We start from the raw sequence: 17,511 nt of genomic DNA, 5'->3' as shown, positions 1-17,511 counted from the left end.
ACCAAAACAAACTTCAAGTTCAAGTCAATAAGCAAGCTGGCCAAAGCACAACCTAACATATAAATAATGCCATTTATCAAAACGCCTGTATTACCCTATTCACATAATTTTTAGGTACTCTCATGGAAATTAAAGTCAATTTTCTTGACAAACTTCGACTCGAAGCAAAGTTTGATGACTTCACGGTAATCGCCGACCAACCGATTCGATATAAAGGTGATGGTTCTGCACCCGGCCCATTTGATTACTTTTTAGCGTCTTCTGCCTTATGTGCCGCGTATTTTGTTAAGTTGTATTGCCAAACACGCAACATTTCCACCGATAACATTCGTCTGTCGCAAAACAACATTGTTGACCCCGAAAATCGCTATAAACAAATTTTTAAGATTCAAGTCGAACTGCCAGCCGATATTTCAGACAAAGACCGACAAGGTATTTTGCGTTCAATCGACCGTTGTACCGTTAAAAAAGTGGTACAAACCATGCCCGATTTTGTTATTGAAGACGTTGAAAGTATTGATGCCGATGCCCAAGCCTTGTTAATGCCCAATCTAACATCTGAAAATAATACCTATATTTTGGGCAAGGATTTACCCCTAGAACAAACCATTGCCAATATGTCGAGCATTATGGCTAATTTGGGCATGAAAATCGAAATCGCCTCGTGGCGTAATATTGTGCCAAATGTCTGGTCGTTGCATATTCGGGATGCCCATTCGCCCATGTGTTTTACCAACGGTAAAGGCGCAAGCAAAGAAAGTGCCTTGGCCTCTGCCTTGGGCGAATTTATTGAACGACTCAACTGCAACTTTTTTTATCACGGCCAGTTTTGGGGTGAAGAAATCGCTAATGCCGATTTTGTCCATCATCCCGATGAAAAATGGTTTAAACCTGCCTTTCGAGACCGTTTACCCAAAGAAATTTTAGACGATTATTGCCGCGAAATTTATAACCCTGATGGCGAATTACGCGGTTCACATTTGTATGACACTAATTCGGGTAATGTCAAACGTGGCATTTGTTGTTTGCCTTTTGTCCGTCAATCGGATGGCGAAGTGGTGTATTTCCCGTCTAACTTAATTGAGAATTTATTTTTAAGTAATGGCATGAGTGCAGGCAATACCATTGCTGAAGCGCAAGTACAGTGTTTATCCGAAATTTTTGAACGGGCGGTAAAACGCGAAATTTTAGAAGGGGAGATGGCCTTACCCGATGTGCCACAAGCCGTATTGGCAAAATATCCACAGATTGTTGCAGGCATCAAAGGTTTAGAAGAGCAGGGCTTTCCTGTGTTAGTCAAAGATGCGTCCATGGGTGGTAAATATCCTGTGATGTGTGTGACCTTAATGAACCCACGGACAGGTGGCGTGTTTGCCTCATTTGGTGCACATCCCAGTTTTGAAGTCGCCTTAGAACGTAGTTTAACCGAGTTATTGCAAGGGCGTAGTTTTGAAGGTTTAAATGACTTGCCTCGACCTACCTTTCAAAGCAATGCAGTCACCGAACCCAATAATTTTGTCGAACATTTTATTGATTCGAGTGGTTTGGTGTCGTGGCGGTTTTTTAGTGCCAAGGCTAATTTTGAGTTTGTGGAGTGGGATTTTAGCAGTCAAGGTGAGAACGCTAATGTTGAGGAAGCGGCCACCTTGTTTGGCATTCTCAAAGACTTGGGTAAAGAAGTGTACATGGCAGTTTATACCGAATTGGGCGCACCTGCTTGCCGTATTTTAGTGCCCAATTATTCCGAAATTTATCCTGTTGAAGATTTGATTTGGGATAATACTAACAAAGCCTTATTATTCCGTGAAGATATTTTAAATTTACATCGTTTAGATGATAACAAGTTAGCTAAATTGCTTGAGCGTTTAGAAGAAAGTGATTTGGATGATTACACCGATATTGTCACCTTAATTGGTATTGAATTTGACGACAATACGCCATGGGGACAATTAACCATTTTAGAATTAAAGCTATTGATTCATTTAGCTTTACAGCAGTTTTCTGAAGCCAAAGAGTTAGTTGAACGCTTTTTGCAATACAACACTAATACCGTAGAGCGTGGTTTGTTTTATCAATGTATGAATGTGGTGTTAGAGGTGATGTTAGATGACGATTTAACATTAGACGATTATCTGTTTAATTTTAGACGAATGTTTGGCGATGAAAAAATGGATGCCGTACTTGGCTCGGTGAATGGCACTGTACGTTTTTATGGTTTAACACCGACTAGTATGAAATTAGAAGGCTTAGACCGACATCAACGCTTAATTGATAACTATAAAAAGTTGCATGGGGCTAGGGCGAGGATAGCGGCAAATCGTGGCTAATGTGAATTGGGATACGAAACCCACCATGTATTAACCAAATCAATGCGCGACGGGTTTCGTGCCTCAACCTATCCTACGCTTGCTAGCAAGTAGCCCATACACAACGCAGCGAAATAAGGGCTTTATCTTTCAAACAGGCTACTGTTCTACAGGCACTAAAATTTCATTACGTCTAAAAAACCACGGTGTAAAGGGAGCATTATATCTTGCCCAAATGGCTTCACCTGTTGTCTTAAAGGATTGTTTTTTAATCCACGCCTCAAGTTGTTGTTTATGATGATTATAGCTTTTTTGACTCCAAAAGCCCGAGTAACGAATCGCTGCGACATAATGCTCAGGCACTTGTCTTAAAATAACTTGGTTATCTTTAGGTTTGGGTAATGTCTCTAAAGTGTAGGAAGCTGGCATCATAAAACTAACTACCCAATTTTTGCCTGATAGTTGTTGACCAACAGGCACAGTCATCGCAATTTTTTCACCTTTTTCTGCTTGCGAAACAGGTGCTGTCATGGCAATTTCTTGACGTGATTCATTATTACCAGAAATATAGTTAAATAAGCGTCTAAATGCTTTATTGCCTGCACCTTCAAAGTCACTTTCTACCAGTGTTTCAGCAACAATATGAGGCGCATATTGGCGCAACTCCAACTGTCCTTCTTGTTTTAAAACTGTGTATTTGGCTTCTTCAATCGCCATTGCTTGCATTCCTAGTAGAGTTAAAAACATCATTAAAATCGACTGTTTGATATAGCGGTTCATGATGTAATCACTCCTATTTAATCTCGACTACCATGCACCAAATCTTCAACTCTAACGGGGAAATGGCCAAGTTTGCGGTCGGCAAAAAAGTAACGTAAGGTACGTTTAATGCTAGCAAAAGCTAATTCATCCCAAGGAATAGATTCTTCATCAAACAAGCCTGCTTCAATACTTTCTTCGCCTACGCCAAATTGACCATCAATAATTTCACCACGATACATCATATACACTTGGCTAATTTGTGGAATATTAAACACACAATACAACTCACCAATTTTTACCTTGGCATGTGCTTCTTCCCATGTCTCACGTGCTGCACCTTCTTGAGTCGTTTCTAAATTCTCCATAAAGCCAGCAGGCAACGTCCACAAACCATAACGTGGCTCAATACCGCGTTTACACAACAATACTTTATCTTGCCATGTTGGTAAGCAACCACAAATGATATGCGGATTTTGATAGTGAATCGTCTCGCAACTTTCACACACATAACGTAAACGACTGTCCCCTTGAGGAATTTTTTGCACAACAGGATGACCACAAGCACTACAAAATTTCATTGTCATATCCACGAATTTATTGAATGGTGCATACTCTAACGAGAAAAAACTTGTCTGCCTACTCACAAAAGCCGTACTATTGTTACAAGCATCAAATTAGAACTAAAGTCCCATGTTGCAACAACTATTACAACGCTTACCCAACGATAGCGCACAGCACAAAGCTGATGCAGCGGTATTAATGGCAATGACTCGTGAAGACATTCCACGACTCATTTTAACGCAACGTGCTGCCCATTTAAAAAGTCATGCAGGGGAGGTCGCTTTTCCAGGTGGAAAACGCGATAAGACCGATAGTTCTTTAATTTATACTGCATTACGTGAAGCACAAGAAGAAATTGACTTAAATCCACAAGATGTAGAAGTTGTCGGTGAGTTGGGGATTTTTACCTCACGTGTTGGCATCAAAGTAAAACCAATTATTGGTTTACTAGAGGATATTCCACAGCTAACCCCAAGTCCTGATGAAATTGACAGTATCTTTACCGTTCCTTTAGATGTGTTTTTACAACAAAAACCCAATTATCAACACAAAATCAAATATATGGGACTCAGCATTCCTGTGCCGAGTTTTAACTATCAAGGTTATGTGATTTGGGGCTTAACAGGATTTATGATCGTTGAGTTTATGCGCCAAGTTTATGATGCCGATATTGATTGGCGTTGGCCCAATCCTTTAAAGCGCGACTAACTTGGCCAAATCGCCCATATACAACATCAACAAGCTTCTTTAATTTGATGGTTTAGCCACGAGAAAAATCATGATTTACAGTTTAGGTGATCGCCAATTACAAACCCATGGCGACTATTGGATTGCGGATAATGCCACTGTCATTGGCTCGGTTGTTTTAGAAAATAATGTGAGCGTTTGGTTTAATGTGGTGATTCGTGCCGACAATGACACGATTAGCATTGGCGAAAATAGCAATATTCAAGATGGTTCAGTGTTGCATACCGATAGTGGTGTACCATTAACCATTGGTAAAAATGTCACGGTTGGCCATAAAGCCATGTTACATGGTTGCACGATTGGTGATAACACCTTGATTGGCATTAATGCTGTGGTGCTAAATCATGCCAAAATTGGTAAAAACTGTATTATTGGCGCAAATGCTTTAGTCACTGAGCGCCAAGAAATTCCTGATAATTCTTTAGTGGTGGGGTCGCCTGCAAAAGTGGTGAAAACCATTTCTGAAGGCCAAGCGATGATGTTGCAAATGAGTGCTTTGCACTACGTTGAAAACTTTAAGCGTTACCAAACTCAACTCAAACCGCATTCTGCAAATTAAGTATATGGTATTTTCCCCTCACTCTAACTCTCTCCCAAAGGGAGAGAGAACTCCCTCGCCCTGTGGGAGAGGGTGGGGGTGAGGGCTATATAGTTCTTAAAATTCAAGGTTTTTTATGTCTAAATACCAAGCTTTACCTCTAAAAACTCGTTTATTAGCTGCGATTGCCGCACCGTCAGAATATTTAGCTTATGCACCTGATGCCTTTTTAAAAGCCTTTCAACGCTCAGGCGTACATCCTGTGTTGGGACGTATGTTATTTGGCAAGAGTGAAACAATGGCACGTGTGGTACAACATCAAGTCCCTTGTGCAGTGGGCGATGTGACAGTACGTTGTTATTATCCAAGCCTAGCCACGGACTTGCCAGTGATTTTATTTTTTCATGCAGGTGGCTGGGTGATTGGTAATTTAGAAACCCATGATGCCCTATGCCGTCGTATCGCTAAGCAAACCGATTGTTTGGTAATTTCGGTCGATTATGCATTAGCTCCGTGGGTAAAGTTTCCTGTACCAATCTTACAATGTGAGGCGGTGTTAAATTGGGTCATCGCTCACGCTGCTAACTTACACGCGAATAGTCAAAAAATGTTGGTCATGGGTGATAGTGCAGGTGGTAACCTGTCAGCCGTATTAGCCCGTAAATACCGTCAACAACTATGCGGTCAAGTGTTGGTTTATCCTGTATTGGATACCACGTTAACCAGTGAAAGTGTTAAACAATATCCTGATGCACCTGTATTAAGCAAAAAGATGATGCAGTTTTTTGTCGATTGTTATATTCGCCAAGATGCTGATAAATATGATGAACAAGTTTCACCGTTATTTAGTACGGATTTTGCCAATTTGCCACCCTGTTTAATGATTACGGGTGAGTTTGATATTTTACGTGAAGATGGTTTTGCCTATGTGCAAAAACTTAAAGCCGCAGGTAATCATACGCAACATGAACATTATCCGGATATTCATGGCTTTTTAAGCTTGCCACATTTGTGTGATTCAACTAATGAGGCAATGGCGGCGGTAGTGAAGTTTGTTAGAGAAAGGATTGCATGATGAGTTATTGCTCAAGGCTTTAGCGCAGACCTTGAGCAATCTTTCATAGAGTCAATTAATTGGTTTTATCTTCGTTCTTCAACAAACTATTAACCAATCCTTGAGGACTACCTCCCGACAAGCCAACTTCTTGCATTAACTGGTCAATTAACGGTGCTTGAGCACGATAACGTAAGGCACTAGCAACCACTTGTTCACTTAAATTGCCATTAGTAACGGGTGTACTTTCACCATTGACTGTTGAACCACCATTTGCGCCATTAATGCCTTCAATTTGAATAATCTTAATGCCATCAATTTGCTCCAAAGGCTTAACCGATTGCTCAATAATTTTGGGTAGCTCTTTAATTAACAACATTTTAACTTGCATCGCAATTAACTCAGGTGACAAAGTATTGTCAGCTTCGTTAATCATGCGTTTACCATCCGCTTCAGCAGCATATTTCGCGCGAATACCTTCGGCACGAATCCGATCTGCTTCGGCTTCCGCAGTGGCTTGCGTTTGTAAGGATTCCGCTTTTGCTTTAGCCGCATCACGGTCAGCTTCAGCTGCCACAGTAATACCAATCGCATCTTGTTCGGCTTTTTTGCGTGCTTCGACCAATTGAATAGATTTTTCCCGTTCAGCCACTGCAATTTGACGTGAAGTGACAACACCTTCTTCGGCTTTAACCGCTTCTGCACGTGCTTGATCGGCTTCGGCTTTGGCTACTGATTCATCTCGGCTTTTGCCTGCAATCTCAATGTTGGTCGCTTGTTGAGCAATTTGAATGGCTTTATCTTTTTCGATTTTGGCAATGGTTACTTTGCGTTCGGCTTCAACTTCTTGCTCTTTAATGGTTCGCTCTGCGGCAATACGCGAAGTATCTGTTTGTTGTTTAGCAGCAATTTGCGCTTGTTGTGATTCACGTTGTCTGTCGGCTTGTTGAGCCGCAATTTCAGCCGCTTGTTGGGCTTTACGGGTTTCAATTTCCCGTTCTTGGGCAAGTTTAGCAAATTCGTTTTGCTGTTCAATTTCAAGCTGTTGACGATTGGCTTCTAGATTTTTAGTCGCAATAGACACAGCCGTTTCTTGTTCAATGTTATTACGCTCTTTACGACGATTTTCGGTTTGTTCGGTTAAACGGGTTAAACCTTCGGCATCAAAAGCATTTTGTGGGTCAAAGTATTCTACTTTGGTTTGGTTAAAGTGGGTGAGGGAAGAGCTTTCTAGTTCCAAACCGTTTTTAGCTAAGTCTTCAACCACAATGGATTGCACGCTTTGCACAAAACGAGAACGATGTTCGTGCATTTCGGCCATATCCATTTGTGCCGCACACGCACGTAAGGCAGCGACAAATTTACCTTCAATTAATGTGCGCAACTCATTGGCATTGAGTGTTCTTGCGCCCAAGGTTTGAGCGGCTGCGGCAATGGCTTCTTCGGTAGGGTTAACACGCACATAAAATTCAACACCCACATCAACGCGCATTTTGTCTTTGGTAATTAACGACTCTTGTTTTTCACGTTTAACTTCTAAACGTAATGTATTCATGTTGACCCAAATCAGCTCATGTAATACGGGTAAAACTAAGGCGCCACCATTCATAATCACGGCTTGGCCACCAAAACCTGTACGTACAAAACTTTGTTCTTTGGTGGAGCGTTTATAGAGGCGAGCAATAATCACCCCGATAATAATCAGCGCAAATAAAATAACGCCACAGATAATTAAATAACTAATTAAATTTCCCAGATTCATTTATTGTTGGCTCCGTGTTTTAGCAAGTAAATAATCAATATTGGGGACAACGCGATAAATTTCGCCATCTTGGCGAATAATTAACGCGGTTGAGCCTTCGTTAAAGCTGTAGTCGGCCTCGTCAGGTTCAACCATGACATAATGCATTTGCCCAAATTGATCTTGAAATTTAGCTTCGGCAGGCTGCCCCAATTGAGCATGACCTGTGGTAATGGTCACTGTTTGACCAATAAAGCTATTTTTAGAAATGGATTGCGTTTCGTCTTTAGGCAGATATTTATGCACTAAACGTCCACCAATATTCATGTGATAGAGTCCAATGAGAGTGCTTGGTACAGCAATTACCCCTGCATGACTAAAGCCACCCAAAAATTGAGCGGCAAAATGTTGCAAAATAACACCACTCAGGCCAAAGCCCAAGAGGAATAAAATCAACAAGATAAGTAGGGGAGCGCGGCCAATTTGTAACCAGCCTAAGACACTATGACTGACATCTAAATCAACATGAACATCGGGATGATGTAGGTCAGGCAAACCATGATGTGTAGAAAAACTAAAACCTAAGATTAAGCTAATAATTTCGATAATGCCTAAGCCAAACATTAGCATTAAGGCAAGGCTAAACGGGGCAACACCGTCAGCAAACAACCAATCCATCGTGATACTCAAATAAATTTTATAAAACTTTTTTTGAGAATACTAAAAATCAGTGGCAATGCCAAAAGTTATTTTTTATCTTGTTTTATCATCAAGCTATCAATGCCTTCACCTTGTAAAGTTTGACGAGCGTCTTTGGCATTTTCTTTACCTGTAAATGGGCCAACCACTACACGATACCATTCTTCACCTTCTTTAACGGTAACTTTTTGGACTTTCACAGGTAAACCTGAAAGAGCAGCGGTTGCTCGACGGCGATCTGCATCGGCTTTATTCTTAAATGAACCTGCTTGTAGGGTATAACGTGCTGTATCTTTAGCTTTTTCAGTTTCCTTTTCTTTTTTTGCTTTTTCGGCTTCAGCTTTTTGTTTTGCTAACGCTTTAGCTTTTTCAGCCTGTGCTTTTTCTTTAGCTTTTTCGGCTTCTTTTTCTTTTTTTACTTTTTCAGCCTGTGCTTTTTCTGAGGCTAAATCTGTTTCTTTGGGTTTATCCGTTTTAGCTTCTACTTTAGGGGCATCAACTTTTGCTGGAGTGGTAGATGTTGTTGTTTCAGTCGGTGGAGCTTGAGTTGTTGTCACTTCCTGACTAGGTAGTAAATCATAAAAGTCAAATTTAGGATCACTCGTTTTATCGGTAGTTGATGTCTCAGGCGTAGTTTGTACAGTTGCAGTCGGTTCTGTTTTGGGTTGCACAGGACGCCAAGGCTGCCACATAAATAAACCAGACGCAATAACCGCACCCACAGAGACACCAAAACCAACTAACAACCAGCTCGGTAGTCCACCTTGTGGGGTAGAGTTACCGCTAGGCGTGGTTGTTTTTGGTGCGGCACGAGTTGCACCTTGGGGTCTCTTTTTTCCGTACTTAAACACAGTTGTTACTCTCAAAATCTCCTCGCTCTTGAAGAGCTGAGGAGCGTTTTATCTAAAATTACATGGACTCAGGCGCTTGAACACCTAATAAGTTTAAGCCGTTAGCTAAAACTTGTTTAATGGCGGTACTCAATAATAACCGTGCATGACGAATTTGGACATCATCGTGTAGAACAATATGTTCGTTATACCAACCATGAAATTGACTAGCTAAGTCTTTTAAATAGTTAGATAACTGATGTGGCTCATAAGCTAAAGCAGCTTGTTGCAATACTTCTGGATAAGCAGCAAGCTTTTTGACTAAGTCACGTTCAACTTCAATATTAAGCGCAGATAAAGCTTGTTGACCTTCGGCAATCGTAAAGCTCAAGCCTTTTTCTTGCAGTTTTTCAAACACACGGCAAATACGCGCATGAGCATATTGAATATAATAAACAGGGTTATCTTTACTTTGTGATTTAGCCAAATCTAAATCAAAATCAATGTGTTGTTCGCTTTTGCGAGTAATGTAATAAAAGCGAGCTGCATCATTACCCACTTCTTCACGTAATTCGCGTAAAGTAATAAATTGTCCCGAACGTGAGGACATTTGTACTTGTTCACCACTGCGCCATAAAGTGACAAATTGTACTAACAATACGTCTAATTTATTGGCATCTAAACCTAAAGCCGTAATTGCTGCTTTAACACGGGTAATATAGCCGTGGTGATCTGCACCCCAAATATTGACGATTTTGTCTAAGCCACGTTCAAATTTGTTTAAGTGATAGGCAATATCAGAAGCAAAGTAGGTGGCTTGACCATTATCTCTGACCACAACACGGTCTTTTTCATCACCAAAGTCGGTAGACTTAAACCATAACGCGCCGCCTTTTTCATAAATAAAGCCATTGTCTTGTAAGCGTTTAACTACACGCTCAATAGAGCCATCATCGGCTAAGGTTTTTTCGGAGAACCATTGGTCGTAAGTGACACCAAAGCCTGCTAAATCGTCTTTAATGTCATCTAAAATACTATCTAAGGCAGCACGGAAAAATACGTTGTAGCCTTCAGCACCTAATAAACGACGGCTATTATCAATTAAACCATCAATATGGGCCTCTTTGTCACCACTAATGACTTCGCCAGCCTCGTTTTTAACTTCATCAGCAGGTACATCGGCAAAAACAGCATTGATGTCTTGTTGCCATTGTGTGCCATGTGCTGAAATGACTGTTTTGGCAATATCAAAAATATAATCGCCTTTGTAACCATTTGATGGAAATTTAAATTCTGCGCCATTAAGCTGCAAATAACGCAAGAAGGTGCTAGTGGCTAAAATTGCCATCTGACGACCAGCGTCATTGACATAATATTCACGTTCAACTTGATAGCCAATTGCTTCTAAAAGGTTGGCAACGGTCATGCCATAAGCAGCACCACGACCATGCCCAACGTGAAGGGAAGAGGTTGGATTAGCTGAGACAAACTCAACTTGTACTTTTTGTTGTTGGCCATATTGGCTACAACCAAACTGTTCTTTTTGCTCAAGAATGGTATTTAACACCGCAAATTCAGCTTGAGCTTGCAAATAAAAATTAATAAAACCCGGCCCAGCAATGTCAATTTTGCTAATAACGGCATTGTTTGGTAAGGCATCAACAATTTTTTGTGCCAGATCACGTGGTTTTAAACCTGCTGCTTTGGCAGCAACCATTGCTAAGTTACTTGCCCAGTCGCCATGACTATTGTCGCGAGTACGTTCTAAAGTGCTTTTATTCACCCAATCAGTTGGAATCACTTGCTGTTGCTGTAACTGTTGTAACGCTTTATCTAATAAGGCTTGAAGCTGACTTTTCATGGCACTCAAAAATACAAATAAAAAAGGAACAAAATTGTACCTAAAAATAACAGGGAATAGTTAAAGTTGTTGGACAAAATGTAGGATTAATTTTTAACCCTCTCGCCATGAATCTTGAAACTTATGAATCTGTCGCCGTTCTTTTTTGTTAGGGCGGTGGTCAGGATAGGCTAAGTTTGCTGCTTTACGCTGTTCATTTAAATGCTGACGTTTCGCAAGACTTTCTGTTGTTTCACTATATAACAATTGCGCTTCGGGCGCACCACGACGCACTTCAGACAGAGCTGTAATGACCACAGTTTTATCTTCAAAGCCTTGTTTAATGGTTAACTCCATGCCTACTTTTGCTTCTTTACTGACTTTAACCCGTTGCCCTTCACAATGAACCTTGCCGCCTTCAATGGCATCTTTTGCTAACGAACGTGTTTTAAAAAATCGTGCAGCCCATAGCCATTTATCAATTCGCACTTTATCATCAGACTCAGTCATTAAACATTCTCTAAAAAAATTTGCAGAAGAATAATATTATGCATGATGCTGTGCCATTTTTACGTCGTCAACCTGTCATTATTTTGTTTGGTGTGGTTGCATGGTTGCTAGCTGTTTGGCAACTAACTCAAGTTGCTGTTTTGCAAGGTAAAAGTCTTTATTTTTTACTCATTGCACTTAATGGTATTGGTGCATTATTTGCCCTATTAAGGCTTTTTTGGCTGATAGTAACCTCAAGACGTTGGCAAATAGATAATCAAGATATTTTTATTTGGGGATGCTTAATTGCAGGGTATGGCAGTGCTTTTTGGTTGGCACATTATTTACTGCTTCCGCCGATTGAAAGTTTCTTTTTATGTTTTTTATTAGTCAATTTTGCGCCATTGTTAAATCGTTTTAGTGCCTTAGTCGCCAATAGCGTTTTTTTATTGACATCTGTCACTGTTGCCGCCTTACAACATACCTTACCCTTTGTCGTGTTTATGTTGTTTTTGTTATTAGCACAAAGTGCCTTATGGTATATGGCATTTTGTAATATTGCCGAGTGGCAAGCTCATCAAGAAACAGCAACAGCACATGCTCAACTTAGAGCAACACAACAATTATTAAGTGAAGCAGTGGCAAGAAATGAACGAACACGGATTGCCCGTGATTTGCACGACCAAATGGGACATCATTTGGTCGCATTAACCATACAATTACAAATTTTAGAACGTAAATTACCTGAATCTGTGGTGGGTGAGTTAAGTCAAGTGCAAGATTTAGCCAAAGAATTATTTAGTGATGTACGCACCACCGTTCAGCAATTACGTGATGAAGAATCTAGTTTTAATGTTTTATTAGAGTCAATGCTATCAAATATTCCATTTTTGGAATTTGATGTGGATATTAATCAAGAACTGATTGATTTAATTGATGAGCAAATGGCGAATTGTCTATTAAGAGTGGTGCAAGAAGCGATTACCAACAGCTTAAAACACAGCGATGCTTGTCGGTTGTGGATTAGTTTGCTGCCACACGAAAATGGCATTTTATTATTAGTCAAAGATAATGGTCGGCCACGTAAAACAGTTGATTTTAGTTCAGGAAATGGCTTACGCGGTTTAGAAGAAAGAATAACAGAATTAGGCGGCTGTTTAAAAACAATCTCGACACCTGAAGGCTTTACCGTCAGTGTCTTTTTTGCAGAGGAGAATTTGTCATGATTCGCTTATTGGTGGTTGATGACCAAGAATTAGTGCGTCAGGGCATTGTTGCGTTATTAGGCTTTGAACAAGATTTACAAGTGATTGGTCAAGCGGTTGATGGTGAAGATTGTTTGGCCAAATTACCGCTACTAAAACCTGATGTAGTATTGTTAGATATTAGAATGCCCAAACGTAATGGTTTAGATACCTTGCGTGAAATGCGCTTATTAGGTGATTTTACGCCAGTTATTTTGTTAACTACCTTTGATGAGCCAATTACCATTGCTCAAGGTAAACAATTAGGCGCACAAGCTTGTTTATTAAAGGATATTGCCCATGAGCAATTAACGGCTGCGATTAGAACGGTGGCACAAGGTAAAACGTTGGCCAGTCCTAATGTGCCAACACATACTGTTTTTAGTCGCCGTGAATTAGCAATTATTGCTCAGTTGTGTGCTGGTAAACAAAATAAAGAAATTGCACAAGCCTTGCAACTGAGTGCAGGTACGGTACGTAATTATTTATCGATTATTTTAGAAAAGTTAGAAGTGAGAGATCGAACTCAAGCGATTATTCGTTTACGTGAGTTAGGTTTGGCTTAATCATCAAAAAAAATGGCATTAACAGCCAAGTGTTTGCCTATAGAAATTAATTACACTATTTAGTATGACGTTTGTCACTGTGGTTTTGGTCACTTGCTATTTATTATTTTAGCTAAGCTGGCCGATATTCTGGAGAATAGTGTGAGACTAATCGTATTGGTGTTAAGCCTTGTTTTTACTGTATTTACACAAACAGCAATGGCAGCAGTAGAGCGACTAGATATGAAACTCATTTTAGATAAAAATGGCATTAAAATTTGGTCTTATCGTTTGCCAGATAGTCCATATTATGGTTTTAAAGCAGTCACCACCGTAAAAAGCAGCTTAACAGGTGCGGTAGCAATGGTGATGGATACGGATTCAGCGAATCGCTGGTTGTATCGTACATTGGCAGTTGATCCCTTAAAATTAGAGAATAACAACATGGATTTTGTGATTCGAGTAGTGAGTGATTTTCCTTGGCCATTTAAAGATCGTGAATCTGTTGTCAAAGGTAAAGTGACACAAGACCCCGAAACACATGTGGTTAGAATTGACAGTCGCAGTGTTGACAATCATCCTGTCCGTGAAGGTTATGAACGTATGCCAAGCGTTGAGGGAGGGTGGTTATTTAGACCTTTAGCCAATGGTCAAGTCGAAGTAACGATGACAGGTCATGCCGATTTAGGTGGTGCAGTACCAGCAGTGATTGTAAATTTGTTGATTCAAGAACATCCCTATAATTCATTGTTGGGTATGAAAAAATTGATAAACGAGTCGCGCTTTCAAACCGCTCGTTTAGCAGGCATCAAAGAGCCTGTTTGATCCAATAAAAAAGGCGCAAATTGCGCCTTTTTTATTGGGTTATAGCCTCTAGTAAATATTACTGGTTAGCATAACTAGATAAATAAATTTTCATTTGGCTATTGTTAAATGCACCAGCACCTACAAAAATTTGGCTACTTGTAAATGCTAAACCACCACTAGTTATTTCAACGTCTGCTGGAATACGGCCATTGGCTAATAATGTACCAGTACTATCAAATTTTTGTGGAGTTTTGCCACCAACCACATAAATACCGCCTTTACTGTCCACTTCTAATTCATTAATTAAACCAACTTTTTGCGTGTTGCTAGATTTAACATTGCCAGTCGCAGCATCAATAATATTAATAATACGCGTAGGTTGTTGCGATAAACCTAAGACTAAGTTGCCATTAGGTAATATACTGACCTTGGGCATACCTGGCATATTAAATGAGCTGGTATCTGGATCATTAAAGAATTTTGTCCAAACTTGAACACCATTACTATTAATGCGTGTTAAATAAGCACTGTCTTGTGGTTCGTCATTGTAGGTTGCAGCATAAACTGTACCATCGTTAGCAATCGCTAAATCCGCAGGTGGATTTTGTACGTCTGGATGAGCATAAGTCCAAACTGGGCTTAAATTAGCATTATAACGACGAACATAACCTGTACCAGCGGTATAAATGCCTGTGCTATGAATGGCAACATCCCATAATGGCGCAATTTGTGCGACGGTATTGCTTAAATTGCCATTAACATCAAATACAAATAAGTCTCGACCTGCAACATAAACTTGATTGTTGCTAATTTCGACATCACGAATCATCGCATCAGCACCAATTAAGGTACTGATATTACGTTGCCATTGTTTTACACCATTACTATTAAATTTGACGATACTGCTTTCGGTCACAGCATAAATGCTACCATCACTACCTAAAACGGAATGCCAAGGACGGTCATAGACATCTAAATCAGTTGATGACTTCCATAATAAAGTACCATTTGTGGCCGTTTTAAAGACAACTAACTCATCGTTTGCTGAGCCAGTATAAGAGGATGAGCCAACACTAATCACTGCTCCCACAGGATCATAAATAACTTGATGAATGGTTTCGTAGCGTTCTTGTTGTTCATTGAGCGAAAACCACTTTTCCCATGTTGGGGTCATTTGTGCCGCAGTACAAGCTACTAAGCCTAAAACGACAGCACTGACAGAAACTACATGGGCAGAAGTTTTACTAAAACGCATAATCAATACACTCTTAACAACTATTTGATGTGATTATTATACGAGTGTATCGTTGATAGTTGGTGACAGCATTTGCGAGATGATGACAAGTTTTTTGATGGATGGCGAAAATTTAACTAATTGATTTTAAATAATTTGTTTAGAGTGTTTGCTCTAGTAAATTAGAGCTTTTACTCTATGGTTTGTTGCTTTTTTTGCCTAGTAAATTTAATGGTAATTTTAAATAAACTACACCATTAGTGTCGGCTGGTGGAAAAGCTCCTGCACGAATATTAATTTGAATAGCAGGAATAATTAAGCGAGGCATAGCTAAACTGGCATCGCGTTGTTGGCGCATTTCAACAAATTGCTCTTCGCTAATTCCTTGACGGATATGAATGTTTTTTTCTTTTTGTTCTTTAACCGTACTTAGATAATGGTATTCTTTACGTTCGATTGGTGGATAATCATGACACATAAACAACCGTGTTTCGTCTGGCAAAGACAAAATTTTTTGAATAGAATGGTATAAAGTTCGGGCATCACCTTGGGGAAAATCACAGCGAGCAGTGCCCACATCAGGCATAAATAAACTATCACCAATAAAAACCGCATCTTCAATTTGATAGGCAACATCAGCAGGGGTATGACCTGCAACCAAAATGACCTTGGCACTGAGTTGGCCAATGCTGAATTGTTCGTTGTCTGTAAACAAATGATCAAATTGTTGGCCATCTGTTGCAAAATCTGGCTCTAAATTAAAGAGTTGTTTAAAAACTTTTTGTACTTGAGTTATTTTTTCACCTATACCAATTTTGCCACCTACTTGTTGTTTTAAATAAAATGCGGCACTAAGATGATCGGCATGAGCATGGGTTTCTAAAATCCATTCAACAGTCAATTTTTCTTGTTTAATATATGTTATTAATTGGTCGGCAAATTTGGTGAAGGTACGGCCAGATTTGGCATCAAAATCTAATACAGGATCAATAATGGCAGCCGTAGAGTTTGTTCCAGCACTTACGATATAACTATAAGTTTCGGTTTCTGGTTCAAAAAAGGCTTTAATTGTTAACTCAGCCATTGTTTTTGTCCTCAAATTAGATTTAATACGAGCAAATAATCAAAGTCGCTATATTAATTAATAAAATGTTTTTTTGTATAGTGTTGTGTATAATTTAATGAGTATGTCATATGTCAGATTTAGCACAAATGCAAGCGGCTGCTGGAAAAGCATCTAGTTTATTAAAAGCTTTATCTCATCCTGATCGATTGATTCTATTATGTCAATTATCACAAGGAGAATATTGCGTCAGTGAATTAGAAGAAATGTTGGGGATTCATCAGCCAAGTTTGTCACAGCAATTAGGTGTGTTGCGCCAAGAGTCACTGGTTGAAACCCGACGTGATGGCAAACAAATGTACTATCGGATTGCGAGTGAAGATGCCTTAGCCATTTTACAAGTGTTATATAACCGTTTTTGCCCACCCAATTAAATTTGAGAGTCTTAAATGTTGATAGATTGGCCTGCTTTTACGCCCTACAGTGCTTTGATTGGTGGTGTATTAATTGGTTTAGCCTCAGCAATGCTGATTATGTGTGTAGGGCGAGTAGCAGGCATTAGTGGTATTGTTGGTGGATTATTTTCTGGTCAGCATCATGAAGCTTGGCGTTGGTATTTTTTAATGGGGTTATTGATTGCCCCGTGGTTATATCAACTGTTTGCCGTGTTACCGCCAATGCAAATTAGCAATAATATCCCTTTGTTAATAGTGTCAGGTTTATTAGTAGGCTTTGGTACACGTTATGGTAGTGGTTGTACCAGTGGTCATGGTGTTTGTGGTTTATCTTATTTGTCTTTGCGTTCTTTAGTGGCGACCTTAAGTTTTATGGCAATGGGATTTTTGACAATGTATGTCATTAAACATCTTGTTGCTTAAAGGAGGCTGTCATTATCATGTTTAAAATCATTGCGTTATTATCGGGTATTATTTTTGGTTTTGGATTAATGCTTTCTTGATACCAACCTAACAAATTGTCAAGTAGCGTTTGTTGTATTTCTTTCGGTTTGCGTGATATACTTCTAAGATGAGTATGGACAAATTTGAAAACT

General features: G+C 39.6%; 19 protein-coding genes. 9 read left to right on the top strand and 10 right to left on the bottom strand.

Features of this window, described 5'->3' with window-relative positions; translation table 11 throughout:
- Positions 1–122 precede the first annotated feature (122 nt).
- Positions 123–2,327, top strand: coding sequence for an OsmC domain/YcaO domain-containing protein (locus tag Q0212_RS10525; protein ID WP_297925211.1), 2,205 nt, complete (start codon positions 123–125; stop codon positions 2,325–2,327).
- Positions 2,328–2,465: 138 nt separating this feature from the next.
- Here Q0212_RS10525 and Q0212_RS10520 read toward each other — a convergent pair whose 3' ends face one another.
- Both Q0212_RS10520 and Q0212_RS10515 read right to left on the bottom strand, forming a co-directional pair.
- The gene (locus tag Q0212_RS10520) at positions 2,466–3,086 is read right to left on the bottom strand and encodes a heme-binding protein (protein WP_297925208.1); all 621 of its coding nucleotides are present in this window, start codon (positions 3,084–3,086) and stop codon (positions 2,466–2,468) included.
- Positions 3,087–3,103: 17 nt separating this feature from the next.
- On the bottom strand, positions 3,104–3,646 hold the full coding sequence (locus tag Q0212_RS10515; RefSeq protein WP_297925206.1) for an NUDIX hydrolase: 543 nt from the start codon (positions 3,644–3,646) through the stop codon (positions 3,104–3,106).
- A gap of 112 nt (positions 3,647–3,758) precedes the next feature.
- Between Q0212_RS10515 and Q0212_RS10510 the strand changes: the two genes are divergently transcribed.
- The 3 genes from Q0212_RS10510 to Q0212_RS10500 all read left to right on the top strand — a co-directional run bounded on the left by Q0212_RS10510 (position 3,759) and on the right by Q0212_RS10500 (position 5,989).
- Positions 3,759–4,337, top strand: coding sequence for a CoA pyrophosphatase (locus Q0212_RS10510; protein ID WP_297925204.1), 579 nt, complete (start codon positions 3,759–3,761; stop codon positions 4,335–4,337).
- A 70-nt stretch (positions 4,338–4,407) separates the two neighbouring features.
- Entirely contained in the window at positions 4,408–4,935 is a 528-nt protein-coding gene (locus Q0212_RS10505; protein WP_297925202.1) for a gamma carbonic anhydrase family protein, read from the top strand.
- Between the two features lie 115 nt (positions 4,936–5,050).
- A complete protein-coding gene (locus tag Q0212_RS10500) occupies positions 5,051–5,989 on the top strand; it encodes an alpha/beta hydrolase (RefSeq protein WP_297925201.1) in 939 nt (312 codons plus the stop codon).
- A 55-nt stretch (positions 5,990–6,044) separates the two neighbouring features.
- Here Q0212_RS10500 and Q0212_RS10495 read toward each other — a convergent pair whose 3' ends face one another.
- The 5 genes from Q0212_RS10495 to Q0212_RS10475 form a co-directional block, all read right to left on the bottom strand.
- Positions 6,045–7,730: a flotillin domain-containing protein gene (locus Q0212_RS10495; protein WP_297925199.1), complete on the bottom strand. Its 1,686-nt coding sequence runs from the start codon at positions 7,728–7,730 to the stop codon at positions 6,045–6,047.
- Positions 7,731–8,387: an OB-fold-containig protein gene (locus tag Q0212_RS10490; RefSeq protein ID WP_297925196.1), complete on the bottom strand. Its 657-nt coding sequence runs from the start codon at positions 8,385–8,387 to the stop codon at positions 7,731–7,733.
- Between the two features lie 68 nt (positions 8,388–8,455).
- Positions 8,456–9,259 (bottom strand): SPOR domain-containing protein, encoded by an 804-nt coding sequence (locus Q0212_RS10485; RefSeq protein WP_297925194.1) that lies wholly within the window; start codon positions 9,257–9,259, stop codon positions 8,456–8,458.
- 58 nt (positions 9,260–9,317) lie between these two features.
- Positions 9,318–11,099, bottom strand: coding sequence for an arginine--tRNA ligase (argS, locus tag Q0212_RS10480; RefSeq protein ID WP_297925192.1), 1,782 nt, complete (start codon positions 11,097–11,099; stop codon positions 9,318–9,320).
- 93 nt (positions 11,100–11,192) lie between these two features.
- Complete coding sequence (locus tag Q0212_RS10475; protein WP_297925190.1) at positions 11,193–11,588, bottom strand: S4 domain-containing protein; 396 nt, start codon at positions 11,586–11,588, stop codon at positions 11,193–11,195.
- A gap of 38 nt (positions 11,589–11,626) precedes the next feature.
- Here Q0212_RS10475 and Q0212_RS10470 point away from each other — a divergent pair, with 38 nt between their 5' ends.
- The 3 genes from Q0212_RS10470 to Q0212_RS10460 all read left to right on the top strand — a co-directional run bounded on the left by Q0212_RS10470 (position 11,627) and on the right by Q0212_RS10460 (position 14,181).
- A complete protein-coding gene (locus Q0212_RS10470; protein ID WP_297925189.1) occupies positions 11,627–12,793 on the top strand; it encodes a sensor histidine kinase in 1,167 nt (388 codons plus the stop codon).
- Entirely contained in the window at positions 12,790–13,377 is a 588-nt protein-coding gene (locus Q0212_RS10465) for a response regulator (RefSeq protein ID WP_297925187.1), read from the top strand. The genes Q0212_RS10470 and Q0212_RS10465 overlap by 4 nt, the downstream gene beginning before the upstream one ends.
- A gap of 141 nt (positions 13,378–13,518) precedes the next feature.
- Positions 13,519–14,181: an START domain-containing protein gene (locus Q0212_RS10460; RefSeq protein WP_297925185.1), complete on the top strand. Its 663-nt coding sequence runs from the start codon at positions 13,519–13,521 to the stop codon at positions 14,179–14,181.
- 58 nt (positions 14,182–14,239) lie between these two features.
- Here the strand turns inward: Q0212_RS10460 and Q0212_RS10455 are convergent, their stop codons facing one another.
- Together Q0212_RS10455 and Q0212_RS10450 are read right to left on the bottom strand one after the other, a co-directional pair.
- Positions 14,240–15,418, bottom strand: a complete 1,179-nt coding sequence (locus tag Q0212_RS10455) for a hypothetical protein (protein WP_297925183.1) — start codon at positions 15,416–15,418, stop codon at positions 14,240–14,242.
- Between the two features lie 175 nt (positions 15,419–15,593).
- Positions 15,594–16,481, bottom strand: coding sequence for an MBL fold metallo-hydrolase (locus Q0212_RS10450; protein ID WP_297925181.1), 888 nt, complete (start codon positions 16,479–16,481; stop codon positions 15,594–15,596).
- 110 nt (positions 16,482–16,591) lie between these two features.
- Here Q0212_RS10450 and Q0212_RS10445 point away from each other — a divergent pair, with 110 nt between their 5' ends.
- The gene (locus Q0212_RS10445) at positions 16,592–16,894 is read left to right on the top strand and encodes a metalloregulator ArsR/SmtB family transcription factor (protein ID WP_297925179.1); all 303 of its coding nucleotides are present in this window, start codon (positions 16,592–16,594) and stop codon (positions 16,892–16,894) included.
- 15 nt (positions 16,895–16,909) lie between these two features.
- Positions 16,910–17,338 carry a YeeE/YedE family protein gene (locus Q0212_RS10440; protein ID WP_297925177.1) on the top strand — a complete coding sequence of 143 codons (429 nt, stop codon included), beginning with the start codon at positions 16,910–16,912 and terminating at the stop codon, positions 17,336–17,338.
- Here Q0212_RS10440 and Q0212_RS10435 read toward each other — a convergent pair.
- The coding region (locus tag Q0212_RS10435; protein WP_297925175.1) for a hypothetical protein at positions 17,319–17,511 on the bottom strand (193 nt) is incomplete at its 5' end. The two genes, Q0212_RS10440 and Q0212_RS10435, sit on opposite strands and share 20 nt — an antisense overlap.

This window comes from uncultured Agitococcus sp., assembly GCF_937920075.1.
Classification (GTDB): Bacteria; Pseudomonadota; Gammaproteobacteria; order Pseudomonadales; family Moraxellaceae; genus Agitococcus.
The sequence above is the reverse complement of the archived record's forward strand: the minus strand, read 5'-3'. Positions and strand labels throughout refer to the sequence as shown.

Excerpts from the sequence above, each read along its gene's own strand:
- Q0212_RS10525 (WP_297925211.1), top strand. The coding sequence starts at position 123 with ATGGAAATTAAAGTCAATTTTCTTGACAAACTTCGACTCGAAGCAAAG.
- Q0212_RS10520 (WP_297925208.1), bottom strand. The coding sequence starts at position 3,086 with ATGAACCGCTATATCAAACAGTCGATTTTAATGATGTTTTTAACTCTA.
- Q0212_RS10515 (WP_297925206.1), bottom strand. The coding sequence starts at position 3,646 with ATGAAATTTTGTAGTGCTTGTGGTCATCCTGTTGTGCAAAAAATTCCT.
- Q0212_RS10510 (WP_297925204.1), top strand. The coding sequence starts at position 3,759 with ATGTTGCAACAACTATTACAACGCTTACCCAACGATAGCGCACAGCAC.
- Q0212_RS10505 (WP_297925202.1), top strand. The coding sequence starts at position 4,408 with ATGATTTACAGTTTAGGTGATCGCCAATTACAAACCCATGGCGACTAT.
- Q0212_RS10500 (WP_297925201.1), top strand. The coding sequence starts at position 5,051 with ATGTCTAAATACCAAGCTTTACCTCTAAAAACTCGTTTATTAGCTGCG.
- Q0212_RS10495 (WP_297925199.1), bottom strand. The coding sequence starts at position 7,730 with ATGAATCTGGGAAATTTAATTAGTTATTTAATTATCTGTGGCGTTATT.
- Q0212_RS10490 (WP_297925196.1), bottom strand. The coding sequence starts at position 8,387 with ATGGATTGGTTGTTTGCTGACGGTGTTGCCCCGTTTAGCCTTGCCTTA.
- argS (WP_297925192.1), bottom strand. The coding sequence starts at position 11,099 with ATGAAAAGTCAGCTTCAAGCCTTATTAGATAAAGCGTTACAACAGTTA.
- Q0212_RS10475 (WP_297925190.1), bottom strand. The coding sequence starts at position 11,588 with ATGACTGAGTCTGATGATAAAGTGCGAATTGATAAATGGCTATGGGCT.
- Q0212_RS10470 (WP_297925189.1), top strand. The coding sequence starts at position 11,627 with ATGCATGATGCTGTGCCATTTTTACGTCGTCAACCTGTCATTATTTTG.
- Q0212_RS10465 (WP_297925187.1), top strand. The coding sequence starts at position 12,790 with ATGATTCGCTTATTGGTGGTTGATGACCAAGAATTAGTGCGTCAGGGC.
- Q0212_RS10455 (WP_297925183.1), bottom strand. The coding sequence starts at position 15,418 with ATGCGTTTTAGTAAAACTTCTGCCCATGTAGTTTCTGTCAGTGCTGTC.
- Q0212_RS10450 (WP_297925181.1), bottom strand. The coding sequence starts at position 16,481 with ATGGCTGAGTTAACAATTAAAGCCTTTTTTGAACCAGAAACCGAAACT.
- Q0212_RS10445 (WP_297925179.1), top strand. The coding sequence starts at position 16,592 with ATGTCAGATTTAGCACAAATGCAAGCGGCTGCTGGAAAAGCATCTAGT.
- Q0212_RS10440 (WP_297925177.1), top strand. The coding sequence starts at position 16,910 with ATGTTGATAGATTGGCCTGCTTTTACGCCCTACAGTGCTTTGATTGGT.